A 26,053-nucleotide genomic window follows, 5' to 3' on the forward strand; every position below is an offset into this window, starting at 1 on the left:
TCCAAGCCTGCTGCCTATCTGCGCTTCCCATGAACGATTGCCTGACCTTTGCTGTTCCCAAGGGGCGCATTCTCGACGAAGCGCTGCCCGTGATGGCTCGTGCCGGCGTGGTGCCCGAGGATGGGTTCCACGACAAGGCCAACCGTTCGCTGACCTTTGCCACAACGCGCGAGGACATGCGGCTGATCCGCGTTCGCGCCTTCGACGTGGCGACCTTCGTTGCGCATGGCGCGGCGCAGCTCGGCATCGTCGGCTCCGACGTGATCGAGGAATTCGACTATGCCGACCTCTACGCGCCGGTCGATCTCGACATTGGGCACTGCCACCTCGCCGTGGCCGAACCCAAGGAAGGTGCCGCCAGCGTCGATGGCGCCAGCCATCTGCGCGTCGCGACCAAATACCCCAACCTGACCCGCCGCCATTTCGAGCGACAGGGGATCCAGGCCGAATGCGTCAAATTGAACGGGGCGATGGAAATCGCCCCGGCGCTGGGCCTTGCCGGCCGGATCGTCGACCTGGTTTCGAGCGGCACCACCTTGCGCGAAAACGGCCTCGTCGAAACCAGCCGCATCCTCGACATCTCGGCGCGCCTGATCGTCAACCGCGCCGCGCTCAAGACCGATCCGCGCGTCGCCGCACTGGTCGAGGCCTTCCGTACCGATGCGGCGCGGCGCGAGGCTGCCTGATGCAATTGCTGCACACCACGGACGAGGACTTCGCGAAGAAGTTCGATCGGATCGTCCGCGATCGCCGCGAAAGCGATGTCCAGGTCGGGCGCGATGTCGCGACAATCATCAACGAGGTGCGCGAGCGCGGCGACGAAGCGCTGGTCGACTACACCGCGCGCTTCGATGGCCACGGCCTCGGCGAGGATCGCGACTGGCAGATCTCGGCGGAGGAATGCCGGGCCGCGCATGAGGCGCTCGATCCGGCGCTGCGCGACGCGCTCGAACTCGCGGCTGTGCGCATCCGCGCCTACCACGAAGGCCAGTTGCCTGCCGACCGCGATTATACCGACGAGATCGGCATGCGGCTCGGTGCGCGGTGGAGCGCGGTCGATGCGGCGGGTCTCTACGTCCCCGGCGGGCGCGCAGCCTATCCTTCCTCGCTGCTGATGAATGCCATTCCCGCCAAGGTGGCGGGCGTCGAGCGGCTTGTCGTGACCACGCCCACACCCAAGGGCGAGGTCAATCCGCTGGTCCTTGCCGCGGCGCATATCGCCGGGGTCGACGAAATCTGGCGTGTCGGCGGAGCGCAGGCGATTGCCGCTCTCGCCCATGGCACCAAGCGGATCGCAAAGGTCGATGTGATTGCAGGCCCCGGCAATGCCTGGGTGGCCGAGGCCAAGCGCCAGCTCTATGGCGTGGTCGGCATCGACATGGTCGCCGGACCGAGCGAAATCCTCGTCATCGCGGACCAGGACAACGATCCCGAATGGATTGCCGCCGACCTGTTGAGCCAGGCCGAGCACGATCCGACCAGTCAGTCGATCCTCATAACCGACAGCGGAAGCCTTGCCCGGCAGGTCGAGGATGCGGTCGACCTCGCGCTGATGAAATTGCCGACCGCCAAGACCGCCCAGGCCAGCTGGGATGCGCACGGCCTGATCGTCGTGGTCGACAGCCTCGACCAAGCCCCGGCTCTGTCCGACCGCCTCGCGGCCGAGCATGTCGAGCTGATGGTTGACGATCCGCAAGCGCTGTTCGACCGGCTCCGCCACGCGGGCAGCGTGTTCCTCGGTCGCCACACGCCCGAAGCCGTGGGCGATTATATTGCCGGGCCCAACCACGTCCTTCCCACCGGTCGCCGCGCCCGCTTTGCCAGCGGATTGTCGGTGCTCGATTTCATGAAGCGCACCAGTTTCATCGACGCCTCCAAGGCCGCGCTTGCCGCGATCGGCCCGGCAGCGGTGAGGCTGGCGGAGGCAGAAGGCCTTCCCGCGCACGCCCTGTCGATTTCCACGAGACTGAAATGACCCAGAACCCCAAATCCCAGGCGCGCAGCGCCGCCCGCCTCGGTGCCGTCCAGGCGCTCTACCAGCAGCAGATGGAAGGCACCAAGCTCGCCAAGCTGCTCGACGAATTCCACCAGCACCGCCTCGGCCGCGTGATCGAGGACGAGGAATATGCCGAGGCCGATGTTGATTTCTTCGACGACATCGTCAGCGGCGTCGAAGCCCGACGCGCAGAGATCGACGAGAAGCTGACCGCGCGCCTCGCCGAGGGCTGGACGCTCGCGCGCCTCGACAAGACCATGCTCCAGATCCTGCGCGCCGGCGCCTACGAACTCATCGCCCGGCCCGACGTGCCCAAGGCGAGCGCGATCAGCGAATATGTCGACGTCGCCAAGGCCTTCTTCGACGATCGCGAGGCGAAGTTCGTCAACGGCATCCTCGACGCGGTCGCCAGGGAAGCCGGGCGCTAAAGGCGAACAACGATTCCATTGCGGGCGCTTTGCCAACCGCTATCTTCCTCGAATGACCGAAGCAGAAGCCAATCTTCGTGATGCCATCGAGCAAAACTACTCGGCGTTCGCTTGCATACCTCGCCCAGGGAAGCTTTGTACGTCGCCCTATCGCGATGCAGACAAGATCTGGCGAACACTCACGTCGGCACCACTACGCGAACTAGGAGATAAGCAGATTGGCCCTTATTGTGGTTGGGCGATCACAACAGCAGGCGACGACCGCGATTATCGGCATTTTCTGCCTCGCATCTTTGAGCTTTCAGTCACAAACCCATCTTGGCTGGGAACAGAGCCGCCAATCATAGCCGAAAAGTTGAACTTGGCTCATTGGCGATCATGGCCAAGCGATCAACAGGCATCGGTTCTCCAATTTTTCTATTCCGCCTTTCTCGCAGAGCTTGAGAAGCATCCCGACGAGGGAATAGGTGTGCCCGATTGGATCTGCGGACTTGTGACCCTTGGTGAGCCGGCATCACGAGTGATGGAGCGGTGGATCGCTTCCCCCGCGATAAATGCGCAACTTCAGATGGCATCCTTCATTGTCGATCAGGCAAGGGATTTGAGCTTGTGGGCGAAGGTAAGCGGTCCGTTCTGGGATGACGTGAGCGTAGATGTCCGTCGAGAACTGGCTGAACAACTTAGGGCGGACCAGACGAAGCGCTACTTGCATGCAGCGGCGGGCAATGTTTCAGATGAAGACCGGTCTGCCCTTTTGGAACCCGCGCTCTCGGAATTCGAGAAGTTCTGATGCCTGCCTTGCACCGACTTGCAGACATCCCTCCCGTGGCGCGCTAGGTCCATAGCATGAACGAAGGCACCTTCGTCGCCGCGCTGCGCGCGCTGGCCGGTGATCCCGCCGCACGCGGGCTCGAAGACGATGCCGCGGTTCTCGAATTCGGGGGCGAGAGCCTCGTCCTGACGCACGATACGCTCGTCCAGGGCGTGCATGTCCGCGAGGACGAGGACCCGGCCGACATCGCTTGGAAACTGGTCGCGGTGAACCTGTCCGACCTCGCCGCCAAGGGCGCCGAACCGGTCGGCGTGCTCGTCTCGCACATGCTCGGCGAAGGCGACGAGCGGTTCCTGACGGGGCTGGGCGAAATACTCACAGCCTATGACGTCCCTCTGCTCGGCGGGGACACCGTGCGCATCGATGGGGCCCGCAGCTGGGGGTGCACCGCCATCGGCCTCGCCACGCATACGCCGGTTCCCGATCGCCGCGGAGCGCAGGTCGGCGACGCGGTCTACGTCACCGGCGTCCTTGGCCGGGCGATGCTTGGGCTCGAAGATCGCGGTTCGGGCAGCGCGAACGACCTCGCCTACCGCCGCCCGCGACCGCTGCTCGCCGAAGGCCGGATGCTGGCGCCTGTCGTCACCGCGATGATGGACGTTTCCGACGGATTGCTGCTCGATTGCTGGCGCCTGGTGAAGGCGAGCCGGTGCACGATCGAGTTGGAACGCGACAGCATTCCCGTCGCCGACCCAGCCCGGGCGGACGACTGCATCCGGTGGGGCGACGACTACCAATTGCTCTTCACCGCGCCCGTCGATGCTCCGCTGCCCGTTCCCTCAGCCTGCATCGGGCGGGTCGCCGAGGACGGCGGTCACGAGCTCTGGATCGACAACGAGATCGTCACCCCCGAAGACGGGCTCGGCTACCAGCACTGAGCGCTTGCGCGGGAGGCGGTCGATAAGCGCGGATTGCTGCGCAATTCGGCCTTGTCACGCAACATAGGCCCCTTATACCCACGCCCCACATGCTCCGGCGTTTCCCGCGCAGGATCGCATAGACATATAAGATCAATCGGGAGGGGAATTTTTCAGTGGACCTTGTTCTCATAGCAATTGTGCTGGGACTGCTTGCCGTCGTCTACGGCTTCGTCACCAGCCGCCAGGTGCTGGGCTCCGGCGCCGGCAACGAAAAGATGCAGGAAATCGCCGGCGCCATCCAGGAAGGCGCGCAGGCCTATCTCAAGCGCCAGTACACCACCATCGCCATCGTCGGCGTCGGCGTGGCCATACTCGTGGGCGTGTTCCTCGGCATCATTCCGGTGATCGGTTTCGTCATCGGCGCGATCCTGTCGGGCGTTGCAGGCTTCATCGGGATGAACATCTCGGTGCGCTCGAACGTGCGCACCGCCGCCGCCGCACAGAGCGGGCTGCAGCAGGGGCTCACCCTCGCCTTCCGCGCGGGCGCCATCACCGGCATGCTCGTGGCAGGCCTCGCGCTGCTCGCGATCGCGGTATTCTTCTGGTACCTGACCGGCCCCGCCGGGCATGCTCCCAACAGCCGTGAAGTGATCGACGGCCTTGTGGGCCTCGCCTTCGGTGCCTCGCTGATCTCGATCTTCGCGCGCTTGGGCGGCGGTATCTTCACCAAGGCGGCCGACGTCGGTGCCGACCTCGTCGGCAAGGTCGAGGCAGGCATCCCCGAAGACGATCCGCGCAACCCCGCCGTGATCGCCGACAACGTGGGCGACAACGTCGGCGACTGCGCCGGCATGGCTGCCGACCTGTTCGAGACCTATGTCGTCACCGTCGGTGCGACCATGGTCCTCACCGCGCTGCTGTTCGGCGAACGCCTCGGCGACCTGCTGATGCCGATGATGGCGCTCCCGCTGCTGATCGGCGGCGCGTGCATCGTCACCAGCATCATCGGCACCTACTTCGTGAAGCTCGGCAAGGGCAGCACGAATGTGATGGGTGCGATGTACAAGGGCTTCCTTGTTTCGGCCATCCTGGCAATCCCGCTGATCTGGCTCGTCATGAGCTACGCGCTGGGCGGTATGGGCACCGAGCTCGGCGGTTCGGCCATCGGCGTCGACCCGGGTGCTCCGCTGGCGGAGGAAGGCACGGCAGAACAGGTCATCGCCTTTACCGGCATGGACCTCTTCATCTGCGCGCTGATCGGCCTCGCCATCACCGGCCTGATCATCTGGATCACCGAGTATTACACCGGCACCAACTATCGTCCGGTCCGTTCGATCGCCAAGAGCTCGGAAACGGGCCACGGCACCAACGTGATCCAGGGCCTCGCCATCAGCCTTGAATCGACTGCCCTGCCCACGCTCGTGATCGTGGCCGGCATCATCGCCACCTTCCAGCTCGCCGGTCTGATGGGTATCGCCTATGCGGCCACCGCCATGCTGGCACTTGCGGGCATGGTCGTTGCGCTCGACGCCTATGGCCCGGTGACGGACAATGCGGGCGGCATCGCCGAAATGGCCGGTCTCGACGACAGCGTTCGCGAGAAGACCGACCTGCTCGACGCGGTGGGTAACACCACCAAGGCCGTGACCAAGGGCTATGCCATCGGTTCGGCTGGCCTCGGCGCACTGGTCCTCTTCGCTGCATACACGACCGACCTCGCGGAATTCTTCCCCGATGCGGACGTCGATTTCAGCCTCGAGAATCCCTACGTGATCGTCGGCCTTCTGCTCGGCGCGCTGCTCCCGTACCTCTTCGGTGCGATGGGCATGACCGCCGTGGGCCGCGCCGCGGGCGACGTGGTGGTCGACGTGCGCGAGCAGTTCGCCAACGACAAGGGCATCATGGCCGGCACTTCCAAGCCGAACTATGCCCGCACGGTGGACCTCGTCACCAAGGCCGCGATCAAGGAGATGATCGTACCCTCGATGCTCCCGGTCCTCGCACCGATCGTGGTCTATTTTGCGATCTTCTTCCTCGCAGGCCAGGAAAACGCCTTTGCCGCCGTCGGAGCGCTGCTCCTCGGAGTGATCATCGGCGGTATCTTCGTCGCACTCTCGATGACCGCCGGCGGCGGCGCGTGGGACAATGCGAAGAAGTACATCGAAGACGGCAACCACGGCGGCAAGGGCTCCGAAGCCCACAAGGCCGCGGTGACCGGCGATACCGTGGGCGATCCCTACAAGGACACCGCGGGCCCGGCGGTGAACCCGATGATCAAGATCACCAACATCGTCGCCCTGCTGCTGCTGGCAGCTCTCGCGGCGGGCTGATCGCTTCATCATCGTAGCCAATCGGGGCGGCGGCATCCACGGGTGCCGCCGCCCTTAATCTTTTCAGCGCATTAACCAGCTTTAAGCGCCTTTGCGCCATAGGGGTGTCTCCGTAGCGGAGGGTACCCTTGTCGAATATCGCCGACCTTGTTGAGAAGCCGACGGTCGGCATACCCGTGAGGGCATTCGGGCCAGCGCCCCTCCCCGACGGGTTTTCGGTCGTTCCTTGGCGTACGATGATCGCTCCTCTGCTCGCCGCAGGCTGGGCCGATCTCGCGCGGGACGCGGCGACTGCCAATCCCTTCCACGAGCACTGGTTTCTCGCACCGTCGCTCGCCCAGTTCGACCCCGACGGGAAGATCCTACTCGCGACATTGGTCGAGGACGGGCGGCTGGTCGCGCTCATGCCGCTATGGCGCGATACCGACTACAGCGGTCACTACCTGCCGCATCTGGCCAACTGGATTCATCCCAACTGCTTCTGTGGCGAACCGCTGGTAGCACGCGGCCATTCGACGTCCTTCTGGCAGCAGCTTCTCGCGTGGTGCGACCGCAACCAGCGCGCGAGCCTGTTCCTCCACCTCGCCTGCCTGCCGACCGATGGCTTGGCCTTCGGCACATTGCGCGATTTGTGCGCGGATTCGGGCCGCAGCTTCGCCCCGGTCAAGCTTTTCGAGCGGGCTGCCCTGCGCAGGGGCGTCTCGCCGGACGAGCATCTCTCCCGGACGCTGGAGAAGAAGCGCCGCAAGGAACTGGCCCGCAAGCGGCGTCGGCTCGAGGAGATCGGCAAGCTGGAATTCTCGCGCAGCACGCAGTCCGAGGGGATCGACGACTGGATCGACGGCTTCCTCACCCTCGAACGTTCGGGCTGGAAGGGCGACCGGGGATCGTCGCTCGCCAGCGCGCCGCAGACCGAGGCATTGTTCCGCGAAAGCTTGTTCGGCGCGGCCGTCGAAGGGCGCCTCGAGCGGCTGTCCCTGCAGCTCGACGGGAAGCCGATAGCCATGCTGTGTAACTTCATCGCCCCGCCTTTCAGCTTCGGCTTCAAGACGGCATTCGACGAGGCCTATCGCAAATATTCGCCCGGAACGCTCCTGCAGGTCGAAAACCTCGCTTTGCTCCATCGCGCGGATATCGAGCTGTCCGACAGCTGTGCGGTGCCGGGCAATCCGATGATCGAACAGATCTGGTCGGACCGCCGCGAGATGGCGATGGTGTCGATCGGCATCGGCGGAACGCTGCGGCGCGCGATCGGCGCCCTGCTGACCGGGATCGAACTCCGCCGCGAGGAGGCACGGCGATGACCGTTCACGATCCGAAACTGTTCGACACCGCCACGGGCGTGTTCCCAAAGCAATCGCGCGACGCCTTTGCCCGTGCCTATCCCGAAACCCCACATGTGCTGCGCCACACGCTGCAGGACGACCCGCGCATGGCGCTCGATGCGCTGGCCGAGCTCGCCGAAGCGCTCCCCGAGAGCTCGATCGAATACAATCGCGGCAACCTGCCGATCGGCGTCGACGGAAAACCCGGGGCGACGGACCTCGCGATCGGTGAGACGATCCGCCATATCGCCACCAGCGATAGTTGGGCAGTGCTCAAGAACATCGAACAGGCGCCGTCCTACCGCGCCCTGCTGATGGACCTGCTCGACGAACTGCGCCCGGTGATTTCGGCGACCACGGGCGAGCTGCTCACCCCGCAGGGTTTCATCTTCGTCTCGAGCCCCGATGCGGTCACGCCCTATCATTTCGACCCCGAACACAACATCCTGCTGCAGCTCAAGGGCAGCAAGGTGATGACGCAGTTCCCCGCGGGCGATGCCCGCTATGCTCCCGACGAAGTCCACGAAAGCTACCATCTCGGCGGCCCCCGCGAACTGCCCTGGAACGATGCCTTCCTGGCCGAGGGCACGCCCTTTGCGATCGGGCCGGGCGAAGCGGTCTTCGTGCCGGTGATGGCCCCGCATTTCGTGCGCAACGGGCCGGAGAGCTCGATCTCGCTGTCGATCACCTGGCGCAGCGAATGGAGCTATGCCGAAGCGGGCGCGCGGTGTTTCAACGGAACGGTGCGCAAATTCGGCCTGACGCCGCGCCCGCCGGGTCGCTGGCCGGTGCGCAACCAGGCGAAGTCGCTTGCCTACCGGGCATGGCGCAAGGCATCGAGACCGCGTAGCTGATCGCGGGATGGGAGCGAACGTGTCTGGGGAGGGATGGCTCGACGAGGCGGCAATCTTCGATACGCTCGCCGCCACGGACGCGCCGCATCGCGCCTTCCTGCGCAGCGCGTGGTTTGCCGACGCACCTGTCCGGTTCGCAGCCCGGAGAGGCGATGGTTCGCCGCTCGCCGCATTCGCGCTGGTCGAGCGCCGCAAGGGCCCGCTCGTCCTGCGCGAAGTGGGTGGCTCCTACTGGCCATTCCGCGGCGTCCCGGTAGCACCGGGCATAGTCCCCGAAGACCTTGCCCAAGCTCTTGCTGCCGACGCCAGCTATCTCGGTCACGCATGGCGGCTCGGCCCAGCCGAAGCGGGCGATCCCGCACTCGACACGCTTGTCGCCGCCGCCCGGCTGGCAGGATGGCACGTGCTGACCCGTCCTCTAGGCACCGTTTTCGTGCTCGACCTTGCCGTGCTCACCGCTTCCGGCGACTGGCCCTCCGCCAAGACGCAGCGCAAGAACCGCTGGCGCAAGCGTCGGCTCGAGGAGGAAGGCGGCGCGCTGCACACCGAAGTCTTCACCGGCCGCGACTGGACCGCCGGACAGCGCGACGCCATGGCCGCGATCGAGGCAGCCAGCTGGCTCGGGACGCTCGCGGATGGTGGCGACACCAAGTTCCGCGACCCGGAGATGCGCGCCTATTGGGAATCGCTCTGCAGCGACCCAGTCCTCGCCGCCATGCTGTTCGGCAGCATGATGTGGATCGGCGAGGTCCCCGCGGCCTTCACCTTCGGCGTCGAGGCGGGAGGCGTACGCTACTACATCGCCAACAATTACGACGAGCGCTTCACCAATTTCGGCCCCGGTCGCGTGCTGCTCTACGAGGATTTCGCCCGCGCCGCCGAAGCTGGGGTGACGACGATCAGCTGGGGCCTCGGCGACGCCGGCTACAAGAGCGAAATGGGGGCGCAGGCGGGGCCTCAAATGGTCGACCTGCTGTTCGTTCGCGGCCGCATTCCGGCCGCAGTTCTCCGACACTGGTGGGAGCGTCCTGCATGAACCGCTCGACTGCAGTCATAGTCGCAGCCGCCGTGCTGCTGGCGCTCTTCGCCGGGCTGGCGATCTACGAATATGCGGCCTTCGGCTGGCATTTCGCGCGCGAAGAGGTGCCCGGCACGAGCGCGTGGCACTGGCTGCGGACCCTGCTCATCGCGCTCGCCTCGCTGGGTTTGGTAACCAGCCTGTCGCGGATGCCGATCGTCGAGCGGTCGAGCGCGCAGGTCGGCGGGCGAGCCACCCTCCTCGCCTACGGCATTGCGCTACTCGCGGTGGGCGCAACGCTGGTGCTGGTCGCCGACCCTCGCCTCTACCAGCGCATGAGCGCCGAGGATTCGGCCATCGAATGGAGCACTGCGCTCGCCCTGTTCCTCGCCTGCGGATTCATGGTCCTCCGCCAGCGCCAGCTGATGCGCGAACCCATCGGCACGCCGTGGCGCTGGCTTCACGTCCTGCTCGGGCTCGGCTTCATTTCGCTGTTCTTCCTCATGGGGATGGAAGAGGTCAGCTGGTTCCAGCGCCAGATCGGCTTCGCCACGCCTGCGAGCGTCGCGGCGGAAAACTGGCAGGGCGAATTCAACCTCCACAATCTCCAGACCGACATCACCGAGTTCGCGCTCTATTCGGCCACCGGGGTGTTCCTCATGCTGCTCCCGCTGGTGCGCGAACGGCTGGCGACATGGCCGCTCGTCGCCCCGCTGCTTCCCCTCCTCCCCGATCGGACCGTGGCCGCGCTCTCGGCGCCGATGCTGGTCTTCACCTACAGCCACTGGGACCTGCCGCCGGTGCAGGCGGCCTTCTGGACCGGCCTCTTCGCCTGCATCCTCTTCGCCCGCAGTTCCGGCGCACGGGGCGAGCGCCTCCTGTGGTCGCTGCTCGCCGCGCTGGTCGTGATCGGGCAGCTCGTCCATCTCGCCTTCGGCCACACGATGGTCGCGATCTTCGACAGCACCGAATACCGCGAGTTCTTCTTCAGCATCGGCCTCGCCGCCTATGCTTTCCGGCAATGGCGCACCGGCGGACGCTTGACGCAAACGTAAACCGCCCGCAAGACCGAGGGCGTGACCGAACCAAAAACCCCCGAAGAGCTCGTCGCCGGCCTCGTCCGCCTGCTGACCGTCACCCGCACCGGCGAGGACGCATTCACCGGCCGCAAGCAGCCCGGCGGCGTCGGCCGCGTGTTCGGCGGCCAGGTCATCGCCCAGGCGCTCCAGGCGGCACAGGCGACCGCGCCCGAGGGGATGGAGGCGCATTCGCTCCACGCCTATTTCCTCCGCGGCGGCAAGGAAGGCGTCGACATCGCCTATCGCACCGCGCGCGATTTCGACGGGCGCAGCTTCGCCAACCGCCGCGTGGTCGCGAGCCAGGAGGACGAGGACGGCTCGACCCGCCCGATCCTCAACCTCACCGCCAGCTTCCAGCGCCCCGAGGACGGCCTCAGTCACGACGACGTGACCATGCCCGAGGTCGCCCCGCCCGAGGAGCTCGAGAGCGACATGGATGTGCGCGCCACCGTGGCCGAGCGCGCCGGCGAGCGGATGAGCGAGGCGCAGCGCGCGCTGTTCCTGCGCCCGCGCCCGATCGACATGCGCAGCTGCGGCCCGCTCCACTGGATGAACCGCGAGCCGAGCGAGCCGCGCGCGCACAGCTGGTTCCGCACCGTCGCCCCCCTGCCCGACATCGCCGAGAACGCCGCGCTCCACCGCGCGGTGATCGCCTATGCCAGCGACTACACGCTGCTCGGCACCAGCGCGCTGCCGCATGGCCTGAGCTGGATGCGCGGCGAGCTGGTCGGCGCGAGCCTCGACCACGCGATCTGGTTCCACCGCCCGGCGCGCGCCGACGAATGGCTGCTCTACGCGACCGACGCCCCGTGGAGCGGCGGCGGACGCGGCTTCAACCGCGGTCGCATATTCAACCGCGCGGGCGAACTGGTCGCAAGCGTCGCGCAGGAAGGCATGATGCGCAAGCGCGTCCGCAAGTAGCGGAGCGGACAAAGGTGACAGCGTGTCACTTTCGCGTTTCCAGACAAGTATCTGGTACGGAACGGTATTTTTCGACTTCCCGTGAGGGTGACACGGGGAGCGAGGCGCAAAATTCCGCCCAGTACTCAAGGCGGAGCGGTTCGGGAGTCGACGGGGGGAAAGAGCCGAGGCGAAAGTAGCAAAGGCCGGGAGTGTAGGAAAATTGTGTGGCGATGGACCAGGGCGAATCGGAATGAAGTCGGAAAAGCGGCCGTAAAGTGAGCGTCTGGTTCTAGGAATCGAAAGGCAAGCAGCGGAAGCGCATGAGATGATTTGGGACGATGATCGGTCGGACCCTGAGACATGCGCTTGGGCCATGCCCCTCTCTCATTCGCCCTTAGAGAGTTCCTTCTCCATCTGCGAATAATGGAGCAGCTCAGAACACCTTCCTCAACTCGAGTTCGACAATGCGGCCTATGGGGTCCCGGTATGCAGCCTGATACTGGTGCGGCGCATAGCCAGTCGGATCGGCGACCACTTGGCGGTCGTTCGCGAGATTGTTGATCGTCAGCGACAAGCGCGTCTGTTTGGACCAGGGTTGATCGCTCAGCATCTCACCCAGATCCACGAACCCGCGCAAATTGACCAGCGTAATGGGTGAGAAACGAAGGGGAGACACCGTCGCGCTGTCGCTCGTCGCAAGCGTGCTCGCTCCACGATAGAGCGCCGAGACGCCGAGACCGGCGCCGCGGCGGCTAAGGGTCAGGCTCGCATCGAATTGATGGCGCGGTCGTCCGCCTCCAAGACCGATGGCACCGCCCTGCAAGAGGTCGATGGTAGCGAGGCCCGGACGGATCGTGACCCTGTCCTGAAAGACAACGGTGTGCGCGGCATTGCCCTGAAGTCGCCAACCAGCTGCAACGGACGTTTGGACATAGGTTTCGACCGCCGCACCCTCTTCCGGGGGCATTCTTGGGGCAGATGCGGCGGCCGAACTGGTGTCGTCGTAGAGGGGTATCGAGAAGCCGAGCCCGTAGCGAAGCTCCTTCTGGTCCTGCCGATTGAAGTTCACCGGCCTGCTGTCGATCCGGACGAGGCGTCCCTGCGGATCGCGTTCGAACCGATCGGGAAAGGCGGCAAGGATCGCAGCGCTCGCTGGGGGGATCGCCGCGACGAAGTCGCGTCGCGAAACCGAACGATAATCGGCGAAGACCTGCATGTTCGCCGCCTGCCAGACCGATGCATTCGCCGTGAACTGGCGCACCCTTTCATTCAGCGGGCGCAGCGCCGGATTTCCGCCGGTTACGATGGATGCCGAAACGGTTTCCCCACGGATAAAGTCGAATGAAGCGACATCGTCATAGATTATGACGGGATCCGCAAGCAGCTCGATAGCTGGTGGCATTTGTGTTCTTGTGGTCGAGCCGGTGAAGCTCAGTCCCGCGGCTGGCTGCCACAATCCCGAAAGCGTCGATCGGCGCGAGTTCGGCAGCCCCTTGAGATAACCGACGACGAGTTCGAGACCCGCCGATGCCTCGCCCAAGGCCGGAAGAAATCCCGCCCGCCTACTGGCCAGAGGCAAATCCAGTCCCAGCTCGACCCGCTTCTCATCGCGCGAATAGCCGCGCTTCCGATCCTGCCCGGGCAAGGATTCTGTCGAATCCAACCGTGCGAAGACGACTTCCGATGCCCCTCGGGCCCTGACGGCCCCCGCAGGTCCTTCCAGGATCGGTCCCGACACCGACAAGCGGACCGAAGCGTCCCTCTGGTTCGCGCTGGAAACATCCAGGCGGCGCGAAAGGAAGGGATCGATCATGCCGGAACGGTAGTTGAGACCGGCGGGCAATGCGCGCGGGCCGAACTGGTCCGCCTCCTCGCGCTCGTTGCGATAGGTCCGTTCCGCCAGCGTGAACTGGCCGGTCAATCCCGCCAGCCAGTTCCCTTGCGTTACGTTGAGGGAGAAATTGCCGCCAACGCTCCTGCGCTCGCTGCGCTGCGTCAGTGGCGCTTCGCCGTATAGTGCCAACAGGCGATCGGTATTGTCGGGTAGCCGTTCGATAAACAGACCGTAGGGCAGTCCGCTGAACGCTTCATCGGTTCCCGATCGGCCCCTCAGCGAATAGGTTCCGCTCAGCCAGGGGGCGAAGCGTGTCGAGCCGATGAGGGTAGCGTCCCATTCCCTCGCATCTGGCCGTAACGTCCTGAACTGCGTGGGGTCGAGCGGCGACACAAAGTCGGCATCGGCGAAGCCCGTCGGAACGCGACCGGCAATGGTTCGGTCGCTCTCTAACAGGCGGCCCGAATTGCGCATTCTCAGGGTCAGGTTCGTCCGGTCGCGCCCCTTGATCCGAGTCAGCGTCGCTTCGCCGCGTTTCTCACTCCATGCTCCTTCGGTCGCCAACTTTGTCGATGCGGCGAGTGTCAGGCTGCGGAGTTGGTCCTTCAAGGTAAGGCTGTAGACGCCACGATTGGCTTCGCGCCCGACCCGCTGGCCAGCTCCCCTAGGAAGGATTTCGAGATTGGCGATGGCTTCCGCCGGGTAGTCGGCCAGATCGTCGAGGTCGGCGACTGGCTCGCCATCGACCAGCAGGATGATTTCGTCGTCGCCGTTTTCAATCCGGATTTCATCGATGAATTCGCCGACGGTCGAGCTACCGCGCCCGGCGACATCGGCTTCTTCATAGCTGCGCTCGGGCACGATGCCTCGCAACGCCGCGTGCACTGCGCGATCCCCGGTGACGACAATGGTGTTCTCCTGCGGGGCAAGGGCAGGCTGCTCGGCAAACGCCGAGCTGGAGGCTATCAGCGCCAATGCCGAACCCGATCCCGCTAGAGTTCCGAACGATCCGGCCATTGATGCCACCCCAAAGGAAAAATTGGGGCGGCAAGCAATATCGCCCACCGCCCCGAGGCCGATCCCAGAGACTATTGGGATTTTTGAACCTACCGATTAGAGTTCCTTGCTCGTTCCATTGAACGTCACGAACAGGCCGCCCGTCTCGCTGATCAGATCGACAGCAGTGACGACACCCGGATTGTTGCCCGGGCACGCTGCGCCGAGATCGGGAGCGGTTTGCCCGCTCGTGGTCGAGGCGCCGAGACCGGTGAGGTTGTAGCCGGTATACTGGTTCGACTTGCGCGCATCATAGGCGACGCCCGAAAGCACGCTCGAGTTCTTCGGCACCGTGATCTCGTGGTGGACGACGTTGCCCGACTTGCCGGCGACAGTGTCCCATTCGCAGGTCACGTCATAGGTCGTCTCGGTCTTGTAGCTGAAAGTGACCCCGTTGGCGTTCGCCTGGGCAGCGGCATTGTTCCAGCCGAATGCCAGCTGTACGTCACCCTTCCCGACGAAGCCGGTCCCGGTGGCCGGGTCGAACGTCACCGAAGCGATGGCTGCGGTCGAGAGAACGGCCACCGCGCAAGCGGCACCGATTGCGAATTTGCGAAGCATGTTTTTAATCCCTTGAAAGAATGTCAGGCCCACGGGACGCTTGTGACTTGTGTCCCCCCACGGGATGCAGAAGAGATACGCTGCTCGCCGCGACGGAAAAATCTGTCCAAGGGTTAAGAGATTCCTAACTAAAGTTAGGTGTCCGATTTCGGGGCGCTTCTGTGCATGAGGAGCGCGAGTTCGGTCCGGGTTTTCACGCCCAGCTTCTGATACGTCGAATAGAGATAGACCTTCACGGTCCCCTCCGACATCGCCAGCGTCTCGGCAATTTCCCTGTTTCTGAGGCCGAGCGAGACCTGATCGGCGACCTGCCGTTCTCGTCGGGTGAGCGAACCAAGTGGGTCGGGACTTTGGCCATCAATCGAAAGGCTCAGCGCGCGATGCAGCAGGTCACGCGGGATTGCCCTTTCACCGTTACGAATGGCCCGAAGCGAATGCAGTAACGCATCCTCGGCACCATCCTTCAAGACGATCCCATTGACCCCGTTCCGCACCGCATCGATCAACAGGCGGTCGTCTAGCTCCGCGGTCAAGAGGACCACTGGGCGCGTATCGCCCGAAGAGCGCATGTCGATGAGGCATTCGACGCCGCTTTTCCCCGGCATGCGGATGTCGAAAATGCACATGTCGGGATCGTGGCGCTTCACCGCCGCGAGGGCATCGTCTCCCCGGGACGTCGTGGCGACGATCTCGAAATCTGTATCACGAAGGACCGCGCTCACGCCTGCGCGCATGAACGAGTGGTCGTCGGCGAGAAGGACGCTTGTCACGCCGCACCCACGAGCGGCAATCCGATGGTCAAAATGGTGCCCTCATCGCTGGTATCCAGCTCGATCGTTCCCATCATTTCGTCCACCCGCTCGGCCAAGGTACGCGGCGGCCTTCCATGCCACCCTGCCGGGAATCCCGCCCCATTGTCGCGAATTACCACCTGCATCCGTTCCCCTTCGACCCGGCCGATTGTCTGGATCCGCGTAGCCTTCCCGTGACGGACCGCGTTGGCCACGGCTTCGCGCAATATATGCGTAAGCTGACGCTGGAACCGGGAATCGCCGGCGCGCAGCGCGTCGAAATCGAAATCCAGGTCCGCCTTCCATATCGCTTCCAACTCGATCGCAAGCTGCGAAAAGGGGTCTGCCCCGGAAACGCGATGAGCGATGGGGTAGCCGTCGCTATCGCGAAGCTGCTCGATCAGAGCCCGGACTTGCCGTTGCTCGGTCCTCAATGCCTGCTTGAGCGCATTGATTTCCGGCAGCGGGTCTCCGCCCGACGCGATGAAGCGCCGCAGTCCTTCCAGCTGCATTCCAACGGCGGCAAGCGACTGCGCGATCGTATCGTGCACGTCCCGCGCCACGCTTTCCTTGAAGCGAACGACAGCTGCCTCCTGCGAAAGCGCCATGGTTGCATGTCGATCGAAGGCTGCTCCCACTTCCTTGCTGACGTATTCGGCCAGTTCGAGGTGATCGACGGTCATTCCCTCGATCCCGAACAGGAGGATCTCGCCACGGCCCAGAACGCTCCTGCAAGGGAAGGTCAGCCCCTCCGTCTGACCGAAGACATCGCTCCGATCTTCGATTCCCGCAGGTCGGTAGAGAGATAGCCGCGAGTCGGTCCTGAAAATTCCACGATTTCCAGCCAGATCGAAAATGCGCGCATGATCGGTGAAGGGAAGTTTGGTCTTGGGCGCTCCTCGCACAGGGAATTCGGCGTCGTCGGGGAGGCCGGCGGTCGCCAGTTCGTGCCCCGGCTCCTCGTCGTCGAACCACAGGATGGCACCCTTGGCCGCACCGAACTCGGCCATTGCATATGAAAGGGCTTGATCGATCGGCAACTGCCGGTCGCCCGCGGCGACGGGCAAGCGGGAGACCATCGGGGCTTGGCGCTGGAGACCGAACCAAGTGAGCACCACCCCCAGCACCACCATGTAGGCAACCCGCCGACCGAACCGATAGCTATCGAAGTCGATTGCTGCAGCTTCCATTGACAGCCCTACGACAAGATACAACGTCGTTACGAGGGTGCCGGTCGCCAGGGTGATGCGCCAACCCCAGCGAATTGTGGCCGACATCAGGAGGAAGGCGAAAAAGGCAAGGAAGGGACTAGTGAACTCGTCCACCGCACCTTCGGTGAAGTAGATCGCGACGAGAAACGCAGTTCCATCAAGGACATGCATGGTCCAAGCGAGCCGATAGTCGAACCACCAGCTTTTCCAGGCCACGGCAACAAGGGCCAGAGCCAATGCTAGGTAGGAGGTGAGGATTACGTAGCCGAGCGTGCTCGACCGCACCGGCTGGCTGGGATCGATCCACAGTGCGAACAGGAAGATGCCCGCCAGCAGCAGGCGACAAACCGCAACGACGCGACCCGATTTGTAGCGGAAGGCCTGCGCGATGGCAGAACCCGGCAGTCGAAACATCATGTGCTCGTTATGGCTGTTCTCATGCGATTTCGTCTTGGCGCTTCGGATTGGCAAGGGACAAATGAATTCGCCGTATCAAATTAGGGCAGTCGGCATCGTTGACAGTACTCGTCGCTGCTCGTTACCGGATCGCTTGTGAGGCAAGAGCAGCACGAATGCCGCCTGCTCCGAATTCTTCGCCATCGGCACCAACACATAGCTGCCGGTCTGGTCCTCGGTGCCTTCAGAAACTGTCGAAACGTTCGAAATGGGGCGCAAAGCGGACCGGCAGCATTAGCTTCCAGCGGACTGACAGCCTTGGGGCCGGAAGGAAACTGTCCGGTTTTGGCAGTCCCAGATCGGAAAGCTGACGCGCCTACTTTACGAGCGCAGTCCACTCCAACCCGAATTTGGCGAGGTATTTCCGAAGGCGATCTGAATCGTTGGTCGATGTGCGTTGTTCACGTGAGGCGGCAAAGAGGGTGCGCCCTGCGTCGGAAAGATTCGTCGAGCGTCGACACACCTCAATCACATATTCCAGTTGTACCCTGTCAAATGGGTCAATCGTTGCCACGCGATCCTTTCCGAGCAAGTCCGTCAAAACGACTATCTCTGCCTTGTCGCCTGACCAGAACCGTGCAAGGCGGCCCGTTTCGAAGTCCACTGCCTCGCGGTCGATCCTGCCGGTGGGGCAAAGTGTCGCCATGCGGGTGACGCTGGCAGCGAGATCGCGGAAATTGCCCTGCCAGCGGGCGGAAGGGCTCTCGGCAAAAGCGAGATAGCGGTCCCGTGCCTCCTTGTTGAATGTGACTCGCGTCCCCTCGCGTTCGGCGAAGCGCTCAAGTTCGTAGTCGAGGTTGGGTTCGATATCTTCGCGCCGCTCGGCGAGCCCGGGCAATGCGAAGGTCCAAAGATTCAGGCGTGCAAACAAGTCTTCGCGGAAATTGCCAGCGGCGACTTCATCCATGAGGTTGCGGTTGGTTCCGGCGATCAGCTGGAACTCGCTCTTTGCCTCAGTGTCCGCGCCAACCGGAAGGAAGCGCCCCTCCTCGATCGCGCGCAGGATCATGGCTTGCTCGTCCAGCCCCAGTTCGCCAATCTCGTCCAGGAACAGGAGGCCTTTGTCGGCACTTTTGAGCAAGCCGGGCCGGTCCTGCACTGCACCCGTGAAAGCACCTTTCTTGTGGCCGAACAGCGCTGACATTGCGCTGTCGCCCTTCAGCGTCGCACAGTTGACCTCCACGAAGGGCCCCTCGACCTGGTGGCGCAGTTTCTTGAGCTCGTAGACCTTGCGCACGAGCTGGCTCTTGCCTGCGCCGGTCGGTCCCATGAGGAGTATCGGTGCGCGGCTGCGAACCGCGACCTGTTCGATTTCCTCGATCATCCGGTTGAAGGCCGCGTTGCGGGTTTCGATCCCGCTCTTGAGGAAATTGGTGCTTTCTACACTCGCCTCAGCGAAGCGGCTGGCGATGGAATCGTACCGCGACAGGTCGAGATCTATCGAGGCCCACGTGCCGATCGGTTGCGGCGCTCCCTTTTGAGGCTGTGTCTGCAATAGCTTGCCGGGCAGATAGCGCGCCTCGGTCAGCAAAAAGAGACAGATCTGCGCCACATGGGTCCCGGTGGTAATGTGGATCAGGTAATCGTGCGTGTCCGGATCGAATTCGAACTCGCGCGCGAAGTCGAGCAGCTTTCCATAAACCTCCTCGAAGTCCCATGCGTCTTCGAAATCCATGACGTGGGGGACGACTTCGGTCTCGGGCGATACGTCCCGAATATCCTGCATCACAAATTCGGCGAGGCGTCGGTGATAGCTGCCGTGGATCAGCACAAACCGATCCACTCGCAGGTCTTCCTGCATGCAGATGCTGACCGTGGGCCGCCACTTGTTCCAGCGTGACGGACCAAACTTTGCGGCATCGAGTGTTGAACCGAGAAAACCAATGACAGTAGTGGGCTTCATTCCTGTTTTGATAATATTTTATCATCTGCGATACAAGTAGATAGCTTTTTCGCAGTTCTGCGATGCGCTGTTGAGAGGATCGAGTCTAAAGAATCGTATATATTTCAAAGTGCTATAAGAAATCTGCAGCGAGCGAATAAAAGATGGCACGCCTCATGCTTTATCCAAACCGTCGGGTAAGTCGAACACCCGGCGAGACGCGGGAAACGGGCGGCCGGAATGGGCCGGCCGCCCAAAGCCCGATGAAGTTTCATGATGGAGTTGGACTTTGGCCAACAGGACGCTTTTTTCCTCGGCGCTCTCGTCCTTTGGGGCGAAGCTTCTGCCGCGCACGGACACGGTGAACCAGGCTGGCGGCAACGCCTATGCCTATGGTCCCGAAGCCCTGCTCGCGCAGCTTGCGGCGACCGGCACGTTGTCGGACGGTTTCTACGCCGATGCGCAGGACCAGCTTGCCAAGGTGCTCGAAGCAGCCTGGGCGGTGGATGCCGAATGGGTAGCCAAGTGTGCGATCTATGCTCGCCAGTCGGGCGCGATGAAGGATATGCCGGCATTGCTGACGGCAGTGCTGTCGATGTCCGATCCGGACCTGATGGTCCCGGTGTTCAAGCGCGTGATCGATAACGGCCGCATGCTGCGCAACTTTGTACAGATCATGCGATCGGGCCAGACCGGGCGGACGTCGCTTGGCTCGCGGCCGAAGCGGCTGGTGCGTGAATGGCTGGAGAATGCCTCGACCCGCCAGCTGATGCAGGCGGCGACTGGGAATGATCCGAGTCTGGCCGATATCGTGAAGATGGTTCACCCGGCTCCGGCTTCGGCAGAGCGGCGTGCCTTCTACGGCTGGCTGATCGGCAAGCCCTATGATGTCGCGGCGCTGCCGAAGGAGATCGCCGAATTCGAGGCGTGGAAGGCGGACCGTTCGCGGCCCTTGCCCGATGTGCCCTTCGAATGGCTGACTGCCTTCGAGCTCACCGCGAAACAGTGGGCCGTGCTGGCCGAGCGTATCGGGTGGCAGGCCTTGCGGATGAACCTCAACACGCTGGCGCGTAAGGGAGTGTTCCAGATCGACGGAGTGACCGGGATGGTTGCTGAGCGGCTCGCCGATCCCGATGCCATCGCACGGGTCAAGCCAATGCCCTACCAGTTGATGACCGCACTGACTCAGGTCGGTGACGGCGTCCCGCTGGCGGTGCAGGCCGCGCTTGAGAAGGCTCTGGACCTGTCGCTTGCGAAGGTCCCGGTGCTGGAAGGCAATGTCGTGGTGTGTCCGGACGTGTCGGGCTCGATGAGCTCGCCTGCGACCGGTTACCGCAAGGGCGCGACTTCGGTCGTGCGCTGTATCGACGTCGCTGCGCTGGTATCGGCCGCGATGTTGCGGAGCAATTCGCAGACCCGCGTTCTGCCGTTCGAAGTGGACGTGGTGAAGCTCAAGCTTGATCCCAAGGCCCGTGTGGCGGTGAATGCCGCCAAGCTGGCAGGGGTCGGCGGCGGCGGAACGAATGTCTCGGCCCCGCTTGCCTTGCTGAACCGCGAGAAGGCGATGGTCGATAGCGTAGTCATCGTCTCGGATAACGAGTCCTGGTTCGATGCGCCGCGTCCGTGGTCCTATGGCGATGCTTCGGCGACGATGAAGGAGTGGAACAAGCTGAAGGCCCGTAACCCGGGCGCGAAGCTGATCTGCATCGACATCCAGCCTTACGGCTCGACGCAGGCGAAAGATCGCAAGGACATCATGAATGTCGGTGGTTTCACCGACGCGGTGTTCGACGCAATGGCGCGCTTCGCCAACGGCGATGCGAAAGATTGGGTCGAGATCGTCAACGAAGTGGAGATTTAAGGAAGGAACACACAAGGTCGCGGCGAATGCCGGAAGGACTACATATGTCGCGGGTTCGAGCCCCGCCCGACGGGAAACCGGCGGTAGCTCAGTTGGTAGAGCGTCTTTCCGAACTCTGGTCGCCGCGACCTTCGAAAATGAAATTTTATTTTGGAAAGCAGCCGTGGCGAATGCAGTCTGGGACTACATCCTCCACCATGAAAGGCCCCGTCGGGAAAAGCGCTCCATCGTCGCGCAAGCGGTCTGGAGAGATCGGGTTCAAATCCCGCTTGGAGTAGTAGCTTAAGGGCCGTCGTCTCGACATTTCTCGTCGCCACGACTGTTTTCCAAATTCACGGCGAATGCCGGGTCAGGACTACATCCTTGCACGATGCAGGTCGCGGGTTCGAATCCCGCCGGGTCCACCAGATGCGGGCCCGTAGCTCAGCGGATAGAGCGGCGCCCCTCGGGGCAACGTCTTGCCCAAACCTCGTCGCCGTGAACCGAGTATCGATTAACGCTGGCGGATGCCGGTGGGACTACATGGGTAGAGCGCCTGCGAAAGCAGGAGGTCGGCGGTCCGAGTCCGCCCCCGGGCAACCGGAGTAGCTCAGTAAAGCGTCTCATCAATCACTCGCCGCCAGCACACCGCGCTCACGCAGCGAAGCGATAGCGCAGAATTACATAAGCGCTGGCGAATGCCGGTCGGGACTACATCGGTAACCAGGCGGTTCGAACCCGCCCCCGCATGGCAACATGCGGAGAAGTCTCGCCAAAACTTGTCGCCAGCACCTATGAAGAAGCATGAGGAGGTCGCGATGACCCAGACGACGTATGAATATCAGGAGGTGGACGGCGGGTCGCCGATCAAGATGTGGACCCGCGGTGTTCCCGTTGACGACAAGGCGCGCGAGCAGCTGACCAAGGCGGCGAAGATGCCGTTCATCTTCAAGCATGTTGCGGCCATGCCCGACGTCCATGTCGGGATCGGCGCGACCGTGGGTTCGGTGATCCCGACCAAAGGCGCAGTGATCCCGGCCGCGGTCGGTGTCGACATTGGCTGCGGGATGATGGCGGCGCGCACCTCGCTCGTCGCAAGCGACCTCCCGGACAACCTTGCCGGTATTCGCTCCGCGATCGAGGCGGCGGTGCCGCATGGCCGCGATGTGGGCCGGGGTAAGCGCGACAAGGGTTCGTGGGGCGATCCGCCTCGGGCCGTGGTCGATGCCTGGGCGAAACTAGCCGAACGGTTCGGCCGGATCGTCGCCAAGTACCCGCGCCTCAAGAACACGAACAACCTCGTGCATCTGGGGACGCTGGGAACCGGCAACCACTTCATCGAGCTTTGCCTCGATACCGAGCAGCGCGTGTGGGTCATGCTCCACTCGGGCTCGCGCGGGGTGGGTAACGCCATCGGCACGTTCTTCATCGAGCTGGCCAAGCAGGACATGCGCAAATGGCACATCAACCTGCCCGACCAGGACCTCGCGTACTTCCCGGAAGGGACCGACCATTTCGACGACTACGTCGAAGCGGTCGAGTGGGCGCAGGACTTCGCAGCGCTAAACCGGCGCGTGATGATGACGCATGTGCTCGATGCCTTGCGCAGCCAGATCGCCAAGCCGTTCGATGCCGAATGCGAAGCGGTGAACTGCCATCACAACTATGTGACGCGCGAGAACCACTTCGGCGAAAACGTGCTCGTCACCCGCAAGGGTGCAGTGCGGGCGGCGAAGGGCACGATGGGGATCATCCCCGGCTCGATGGGGGCGAAGAGCTTCATCGTGCGCGGGCTGGGCAATGCCGAGAGCTTCGACAGCTGCTCGCACGGCGCAGGGCGCGTGATGTCCCGGACGCAGGCGAAGAAGCTGGTGACTCTCGACGAGCATATCGCCGATACCGCCGGCGTCGAATGCCGCAAGGATGAGGGCGTGATTGATGAAACGCCCAAGGCCTACAAGCCGATCGAAGCCGTGATGGCCGCGCAGGCCGATCTGGTAGAGATCGTCCATACGTTGAAACAGGTGGTGTGCGTGAAGGGTTAGCGCCCTTCACGTCGCTACCGCCAAGTGACCAAAGATAATTTCGATGCAGGATACGCTGGCCATCGCGCCCGACGTGCGCGCCGATATCGAGGCCCGTCTCGCCAGTGCAGCGAGTGAGGACGGCGTGCGCCTGCTGATGGCAGTGGAATCCGGTTCGCGTGCATGGGGCTTTCCATCGCCTGACAGCGACTACGACGTGCGCACTCTCTACGTCCGGCCTCGCCGTGACTATCTGGCGCTCAAGCCGGTTCGCGATGTGGTCGAACGGCCGATTGTCGATGACATCGATCTCAATGGATGTGATATTCGCAAGGCGCTAGGCCTTATGCTCAAGCACAACGCAGTGCTGTCCGAGTGGCTCGAAAGCCCCATCCGCTACATTGTTGACGATCCCGTGGTGGAGCAGTTGGCCGATCTTGCTAGCCGTCACTTTAGCCCTCGTGGCTACGCGTTGCATTACGCGAGCCTTGGTAGGAGCTCGGTAGATCGCTGGCTCGGCCCAAACGGCGAGATCGCCGTGAAGCGCTATTTCTACGCGCTGCGACCGGCGCTGTCCGTACGTGCGCTGCGCCTCGATCCGTCGAGGCGCCCGCCGATGAGCATGGTGCCGCTGATGCAGGCGGCTGACTTGGATGGGGTCCTGGTCGATCAGGTCGATGAACTGATCGCTCAAAAGGCGAAAACCAACGAAGCGGGAAACACCATCAGACTGCCCGATATCGAGCGATTGGTAATAGGTGAGCTCGAACGCGCTGGCGAAGTGCCAGAGCGCACCGATAAGGCGAACTTTGCGGACGAGGCCGAAGCGCTTTTCCTTGAATTGGTAGAAAAAGAATGATCACCATCGACGGCTCAGAAGGTGAAGGCGGCGGACAGGTGCTGCGGTATTCTGCGGCCCTGTCGCTCCTGACCGGCGAGCCATTCACCATCCGGAACATTCGCGGTCGCAGGGCCAAGCCCGGCCTGATGCGGCAACATGTCACCGCGCTGGAAGCGGCCTGCGCCATCGGCGGAGCGGAATGCTCCGGGCTGACGGTTGGTGCGAGCGAACTGACCTTTCGGCCTGGCACTGTTGCACCCGGCGAATACCATTTCGCCGTCGGCACTGCCGGTTCGACCGGGTTGGTGCTCCAGACCGTGCTGGTGCCGCTGATGCTGGCCGATGCGCCGTCACGGCTGGTGATCGAGGGCGGGACACATGCGATGGCGGCGCCGCCTTTCGAATTCCTGCAAAAGACGCTGCTGCCGGTGCTGGAGCGGATGGGACCAAAGCTTTCTATCACGCTCGAGCGTCACGGCTTCTACCCGCGCGGCGGCGGGCGCATTGTTGTGGAGATCGATCCAGCGCCCTTGCACCCGATCGAATGCGTAACGCGCGGCGCGTTCAAGGCGGGCAAGGTAGAGGCCTTGATCGCCGGGATTCTGTTCGACATCGCTGACCGCGAACTGAAGGCGGCGCGAAAAGTGCTCGCTGAATGGCCGGAAGAAGCCTTCACGCCTGTGCAACTCCCGGCCGAGAATGGCCCGGGAAATGCCCTGCTGATGGAAGCCGAATTCGAACATGTCACCGAAGTCATGTCTGGCTTCGGCAAACTTGGAGTGCCTGCGGAGCGCCTGGCAAAGACAGCGGCCAAGCGAATGGCGGGCTATCTGGCGTCGCAGGCCTTTGCCGGACCTTACCTCCAGGACCAGTTGCTGCTGCCGTTCGTAATGGCGGGTCGTGGAGCGTTCACCACAGTCAAGCTCAGCGAGCACACCCGCACCGCTGTGAACCTGATCGAACGATTTTCGGGGAGGGGTTTTCGCTTCTCGGAAACCGCTGATGGAGCACATCTTGCAGAGGTTTGCTGACCGGCGCGAATGGGGCCGGAAACCGACTGGCAGCTTTCAGTGCGAGAAAATGGGAAAGCAGCCTCTCAAGTGGGCGAAGGTTTCTAGAATTTACTAGTCAGCAGTTCGTTTCCATTAGCATGAATACGGGCCTGCAAGCTCAATCACCCGGCTCTGCTACTCCCACGAGATCACGCCGTCCGCCGAACGCCAGCTCGCTGGCCGGATCATTTTCTCATGGGCGATTCGGACTGACCTTATCTCCGCCTCGATCTCGCGCCGCCAATGCGCGAGGAAATCGAACAGCACCGGAAAATCCGGTGCTGCATCGTATTCCTGCCAGGCATAAATCTGCAGGAGCGAGGGGTAATCCGGCATGAAATAGCAGATTTCTGCCGTGGTCAGCCCGTATCCTTCCAGCTGAACCAGGAAAGCGCGGTCGGTCATTGCAGTGTGGGCTGGCTGTCTGGGCCGTCGAGCGAGCGCAGTGCCGCGAATACATCGTCAACGGAAACCGGAGCTTTGAGTTCGGGAGGCTGGCGCATTGCAGGATGATTTTCGACGGCATGCCGATCGGACGCCCAGGAAGCCAGGATGGCTCGCTTCACTTCGGGCTCAAGCGAGGGATGATGCGCTACATCGAACGGATGCAGGTAGCGCGCCAATGGTTGCGACATAGGAACATCCTCCTTTCTGCCTTGCCGCTGATCACTCACTGCGGATTGCTCCGCTCACCATATTTTGTGAGTCCATTTCAGACCGTCAAGTCCCTGATAAGGCGTACGGAAAGTGCCCATTGGCAGTCGCAATCGGCGAGTGCCAAAAAATTTGGTTTGGACCTCTTGAAGCCGTTTTCAGCAAAACTAGATCGCGCACTGCCTCCTGCCGATCATCCGGGGGAGGCGCTGTAAGTCATTTCGCT

23 protein-coding genes are annotated in these 26,053 nt (G+C 63.2%); 16 read left to right on the forward strand and 7 right to left on the reverse strand.

Features of this window, described 5'->3' with window-relative positions:
- The first annotated feature begins 29 nt into the window (after positions 1 to 29).
- The 11 genes from hisG (at position 30) to K3181_RS10400 (ending at position 11,643) form a co-directional block, all read left to right on the forward strand.
- The gene (gene hisG, locus K3181_RS10350) at positions 30 to 686 is read left to right on the forward strand and encodes an ATP phosphoribosyltransferase (RefSeq protein WP_221603040.1); all 657 of its coding nucleotides are present in this window, start codon (positions 30 to 32) and stop codon (positions 684 to 686) included.
- A complete protein-coding gene (gene hisD, locus K3181_RS10355) occupies positions 686 to 1,975 on the forward strand; it encodes a histidinol dehydrogenase (RefSeq protein ID WP_221603041.1) in 1,290 nt (429 codons plus the stop codon). The genes hisG and hisD overlap by 1 nt, the downstream gene beginning before the upstream one ends.
- Entirely contained in the window at positions 1,972 to 2,424 is a 453-nt protein-coding gene (gene nusB, locus K3181_RS10360) for a transcription antitermination factor NusB (RefSeq protein ID WP_221603042.1), read from the forward strand. Before hisD ends, nusB begins: the two co-directional genes overlap by 4 nt.
- A 52-nt stretch (positions 2,425 to 2,476) precedes the next feature.
- The gene (locus K3181_RS10365) at positions 2,477 to 3,214 is read left to right on the forward strand and encodes a hypothetical protein (protein WP_221603043.1); all 738 of its coding nucleotides are present in this window, start codon (positions 2,477 to 2,479) and stop codon (positions 3,212 to 3,214) included.
- A gap of 56 nt (positions 3,215 to 3,270) precedes the next feature.
- Positions 3,271 to 4,134, forward strand: coding sequence for a thiamine-phosphate kinase (gene thiL / locus K3181_RS10370; protein WP_221603044.1), 864 nt, complete (start codon positions 3,271 to 3,273; stop codon positions 4,132 to 4,134).
- Between the two features lie 155 nt (positions 4,135 to 4,289).
- Entirely contained in the window at positions 4,290 to 6,446 is a 2,157-nt protein-coding gene (locus tag K3181_RS10375) for a sodium-translocating pyrophosphatase (protein WP_221603045.1), read from the forward strand.
- 236 nt (positions 6,447 to 6,682) lie between these two features.
- Positions 6,683 to 7,750: a GNAT family N-acetyltransferase gene (locus K3181_RS10380; RefSeq protein WP_221603046.1), complete on the forward strand. Its 1,068-nt coding sequence runs from the start codon at positions 6,683 to 6,685 to the stop codon at positions 7,748 to 7,750.
- Complete coding sequence (locus K3181_RS10385) at positions 7,747 to 8,625, forward strand: cupin-like domain-containing protein (protein ID WP_221603047.1); 879 nt, start codon at positions 7,747 to 7,749, stop codon at positions 8,623 to 8,625. The genes K3181_RS10380 and K3181_RS10385 overlap by 4 nt, the downstream gene beginning before the upstream one ends.
- A gap of 19 nt (positions 8,626 to 8,644) precedes the next feature.
- Entirely contained in the window at positions 8,645 to 9,661 is a 1,017-nt protein-coding gene (locus K3181_RS10390) for a GNAT family N-acetyltransferase (protein ID WP_345725489.1), read from the forward strand.
- A complete protein-coding gene (locus tag K3181_RS10395) occupies positions 9,658 to 10,698 on the forward strand; it encodes a hypothetical protein (protein WP_221603049.1) in 1,041 nt (346 codons plus the stop codon). The genes K3181_RS10390 and K3181_RS10395 overlap by 4 nt, the downstream gene beginning before the upstream one ends.
- Positions 10,699 to 10,719: 21 nt before the next feature.
- The gene (locus K3181_RS10400; protein ID WP_221603050.1) at positions 10,720 to 11,643 is read left to right on the forward strand and encodes an acyl-CoA thioesterase; all 924 of its coding nucleotides are present in this window, start codon (positions 10,720 to 10,722) and stop codon (positions 11,641 to 11,643) included.
- A gap of 415 nt (positions 11,644 to 12,058) precedes the next feature.
- On the opposite strand, the gene K3181_RS10405 is transcribed toward K3181_RS10400, so the two are convergent.
- From K3181_RS10405 to rtcR, 5 genes are all read right to left on the reverse strand, one after another.
- On the reverse strand, positions 12,059 to 14,476 hold the full coding sequence (locus K3181_RS10405; RefSeq protein ID WP_221603051.1) for a hypothetical protein: 2,418 nt from the start codon (positions 14,474 to 14,476) through the stop codon (positions 12,059 to 12,061).
- A 96-nt stretch (positions 14,477 to 14,572) separates the two neighbouring features.
- Positions 14,573 to 15,076 (reverse strand): hypothetical protein, encoded by a 504-nt coding sequence (locus K3181_RS10410; RefSeq protein ID WP_221603052.1) that lies wholly within the window; start codon positions 15,074 to 15,076, stop codon positions 14,573 to 14,575.
- A 134-nt stretch (positions 15,077 to 15,210) separates the two neighbouring features.
- Positions 15,211 to 15,846 carry a response regulator gene (locus tag K3181_RS15820; protein ID WP_221603053.1) on the reverse strand — a complete coding sequence of 212 codons (636 nt, stop codon included), beginning with the start codon at positions 15,844 to 15,846 and terminating at the stop codon, positions 15,211 to 15,213.
- The gene (locus K3181_RS10420) at positions 15,843 to 17,495 is read right to left on the reverse strand and encodes a sensor histidine kinase (protein WP_221603054.1); all 1,653 of its coding nucleotides are present in this window, start codon (positions 17,493 to 17,495) and stop codon (positions 15,843 to 15,845) included. Before K3181_RS10420 ends, K3181_RS15820 begins: the two co-directional genes overlap by 4 nt.
- Before the next feature lie 355 nt (positions 17,496 to 17,850).
- A complete protein-coding gene (gene rtcR, locus K3181_RS10425) occupies positions 17,851 to 19,437 on the reverse strand; it encodes an RNA repair transcriptional activator RtcR (protein ID WP_221603055.1) in 1,587 nt (528 codons plus the stop codon).
- Between the two features lie 268 nt (positions 19,438 to 19,705).
- Between rtcR and K3181_RS10430 the strand changes: the two genes are divergently transcribed.
- From K3181_RS10430 to rtcA, 4 genes are all read left to right on the forward strand, one after another.
- A complete protein-coding gene (locus K3181_RS10430; protein WP_221603056.1) occupies positions 19,706 to 21,277 on the forward strand; it encodes a vWA domain-containing protein in 1,572 nt (523 codons plus the stop codon).
- 797 nt (positions 21,278 to 22,074) lie between these two features.
- Positions 22,075 to 23,301 carry an RtcB family protein gene (locus K3181_RS10435; protein WP_221603057.1) on the forward strand — a complete coding sequence of 409 codons (1,227 nt, stop codon included), beginning with the start codon at positions 22,075 to 22,077 and terminating at the stop codon, positions 23,299 to 23,301.
- A gap of 43 nt (positions 23,302 to 23,344) precedes the next feature.
- On the forward strand, positions 23,345 to 24,139 hold the full coding sequence (locus K3181_RS10440; protein WP_221603058.1) for a nucleotidyltransferase domain-containing protein: 795 nt from the start codon (positions 23,345 to 23,347) through the stop codon (positions 24,137 to 24,139).
- Complete coding sequence (rtcA, locus tag K3181_RS10445) at positions 24,136 to 25,152, forward strand: RNA 3'-terminal phosphate cyclase (RefSeq protein ID WP_221603059.1); 1,017 nt, start codon at positions 24,136 to 24,138, stop codon at positions 25,150 to 25,152. The genes K3181_RS10440 and rtcA overlap by 4 nt, the downstream gene beginning before the upstream one ends.
- A 156-nt stretch (positions 25,153 to 25,308) precedes the next feature.
- Here the strand turns inward: rtcA and K3181_RS10450 are convergent, their stop codons facing one another.
- Both K3181_RS10450 and K3181_RS15655 read right to left on the reverse strand, forming a co-directional pair.
- Complete coding sequence (locus tag K3181_RS10450) at positions 25,309 to 25,578, reverse strand: usg protein (RefSeq protein WP_100868481.1); 270 nt, start codon at positions 25,576 to 25,578, stop codon at positions 25,309 to 25,311.
- Entirely contained in the window at positions 25,575 to 25,784 is a 210-nt protein-coding gene (locus tag K3181_RS15655) for a hypothetical protein (RefSeq protein ID WP_232730328.1), read from the reverse strand. Before K3181_RS15655 ends, K3181_RS10450 begins: the two co-directional genes overlap by 4 nt.
- Here K3181_RS15655 and K3181_RS10455 point away from each other — a divergent pair.
- Complete coding sequence (locus K3181_RS10455) at positions 25,683 to 26,042, forward strand: hypothetical protein (protein ID WP_221603060.1); 360 nt, start codon at positions 25,683 to 25,685, stop codon at positions 26,040 to 26,042. The two genes, K3181_RS15655 and K3181_RS10455, sit on opposite strands and share 102 nt — an antisense overlap.
- Positions 26,043 to 26,053 lie beyond the last annotated feature (11 nt).

Origin of the sequence: Qipengyuania mesophila (assembly GCF_019711655.1) — a bacterium.
Taxonomy (GTDB): domain Bacteria; phylum Pseudomonadota; class Alphaproteobacteria; order Sphingomonadales; family Sphingomonadaceae; genus Qipengyuania; species Qipengyuania mesophila.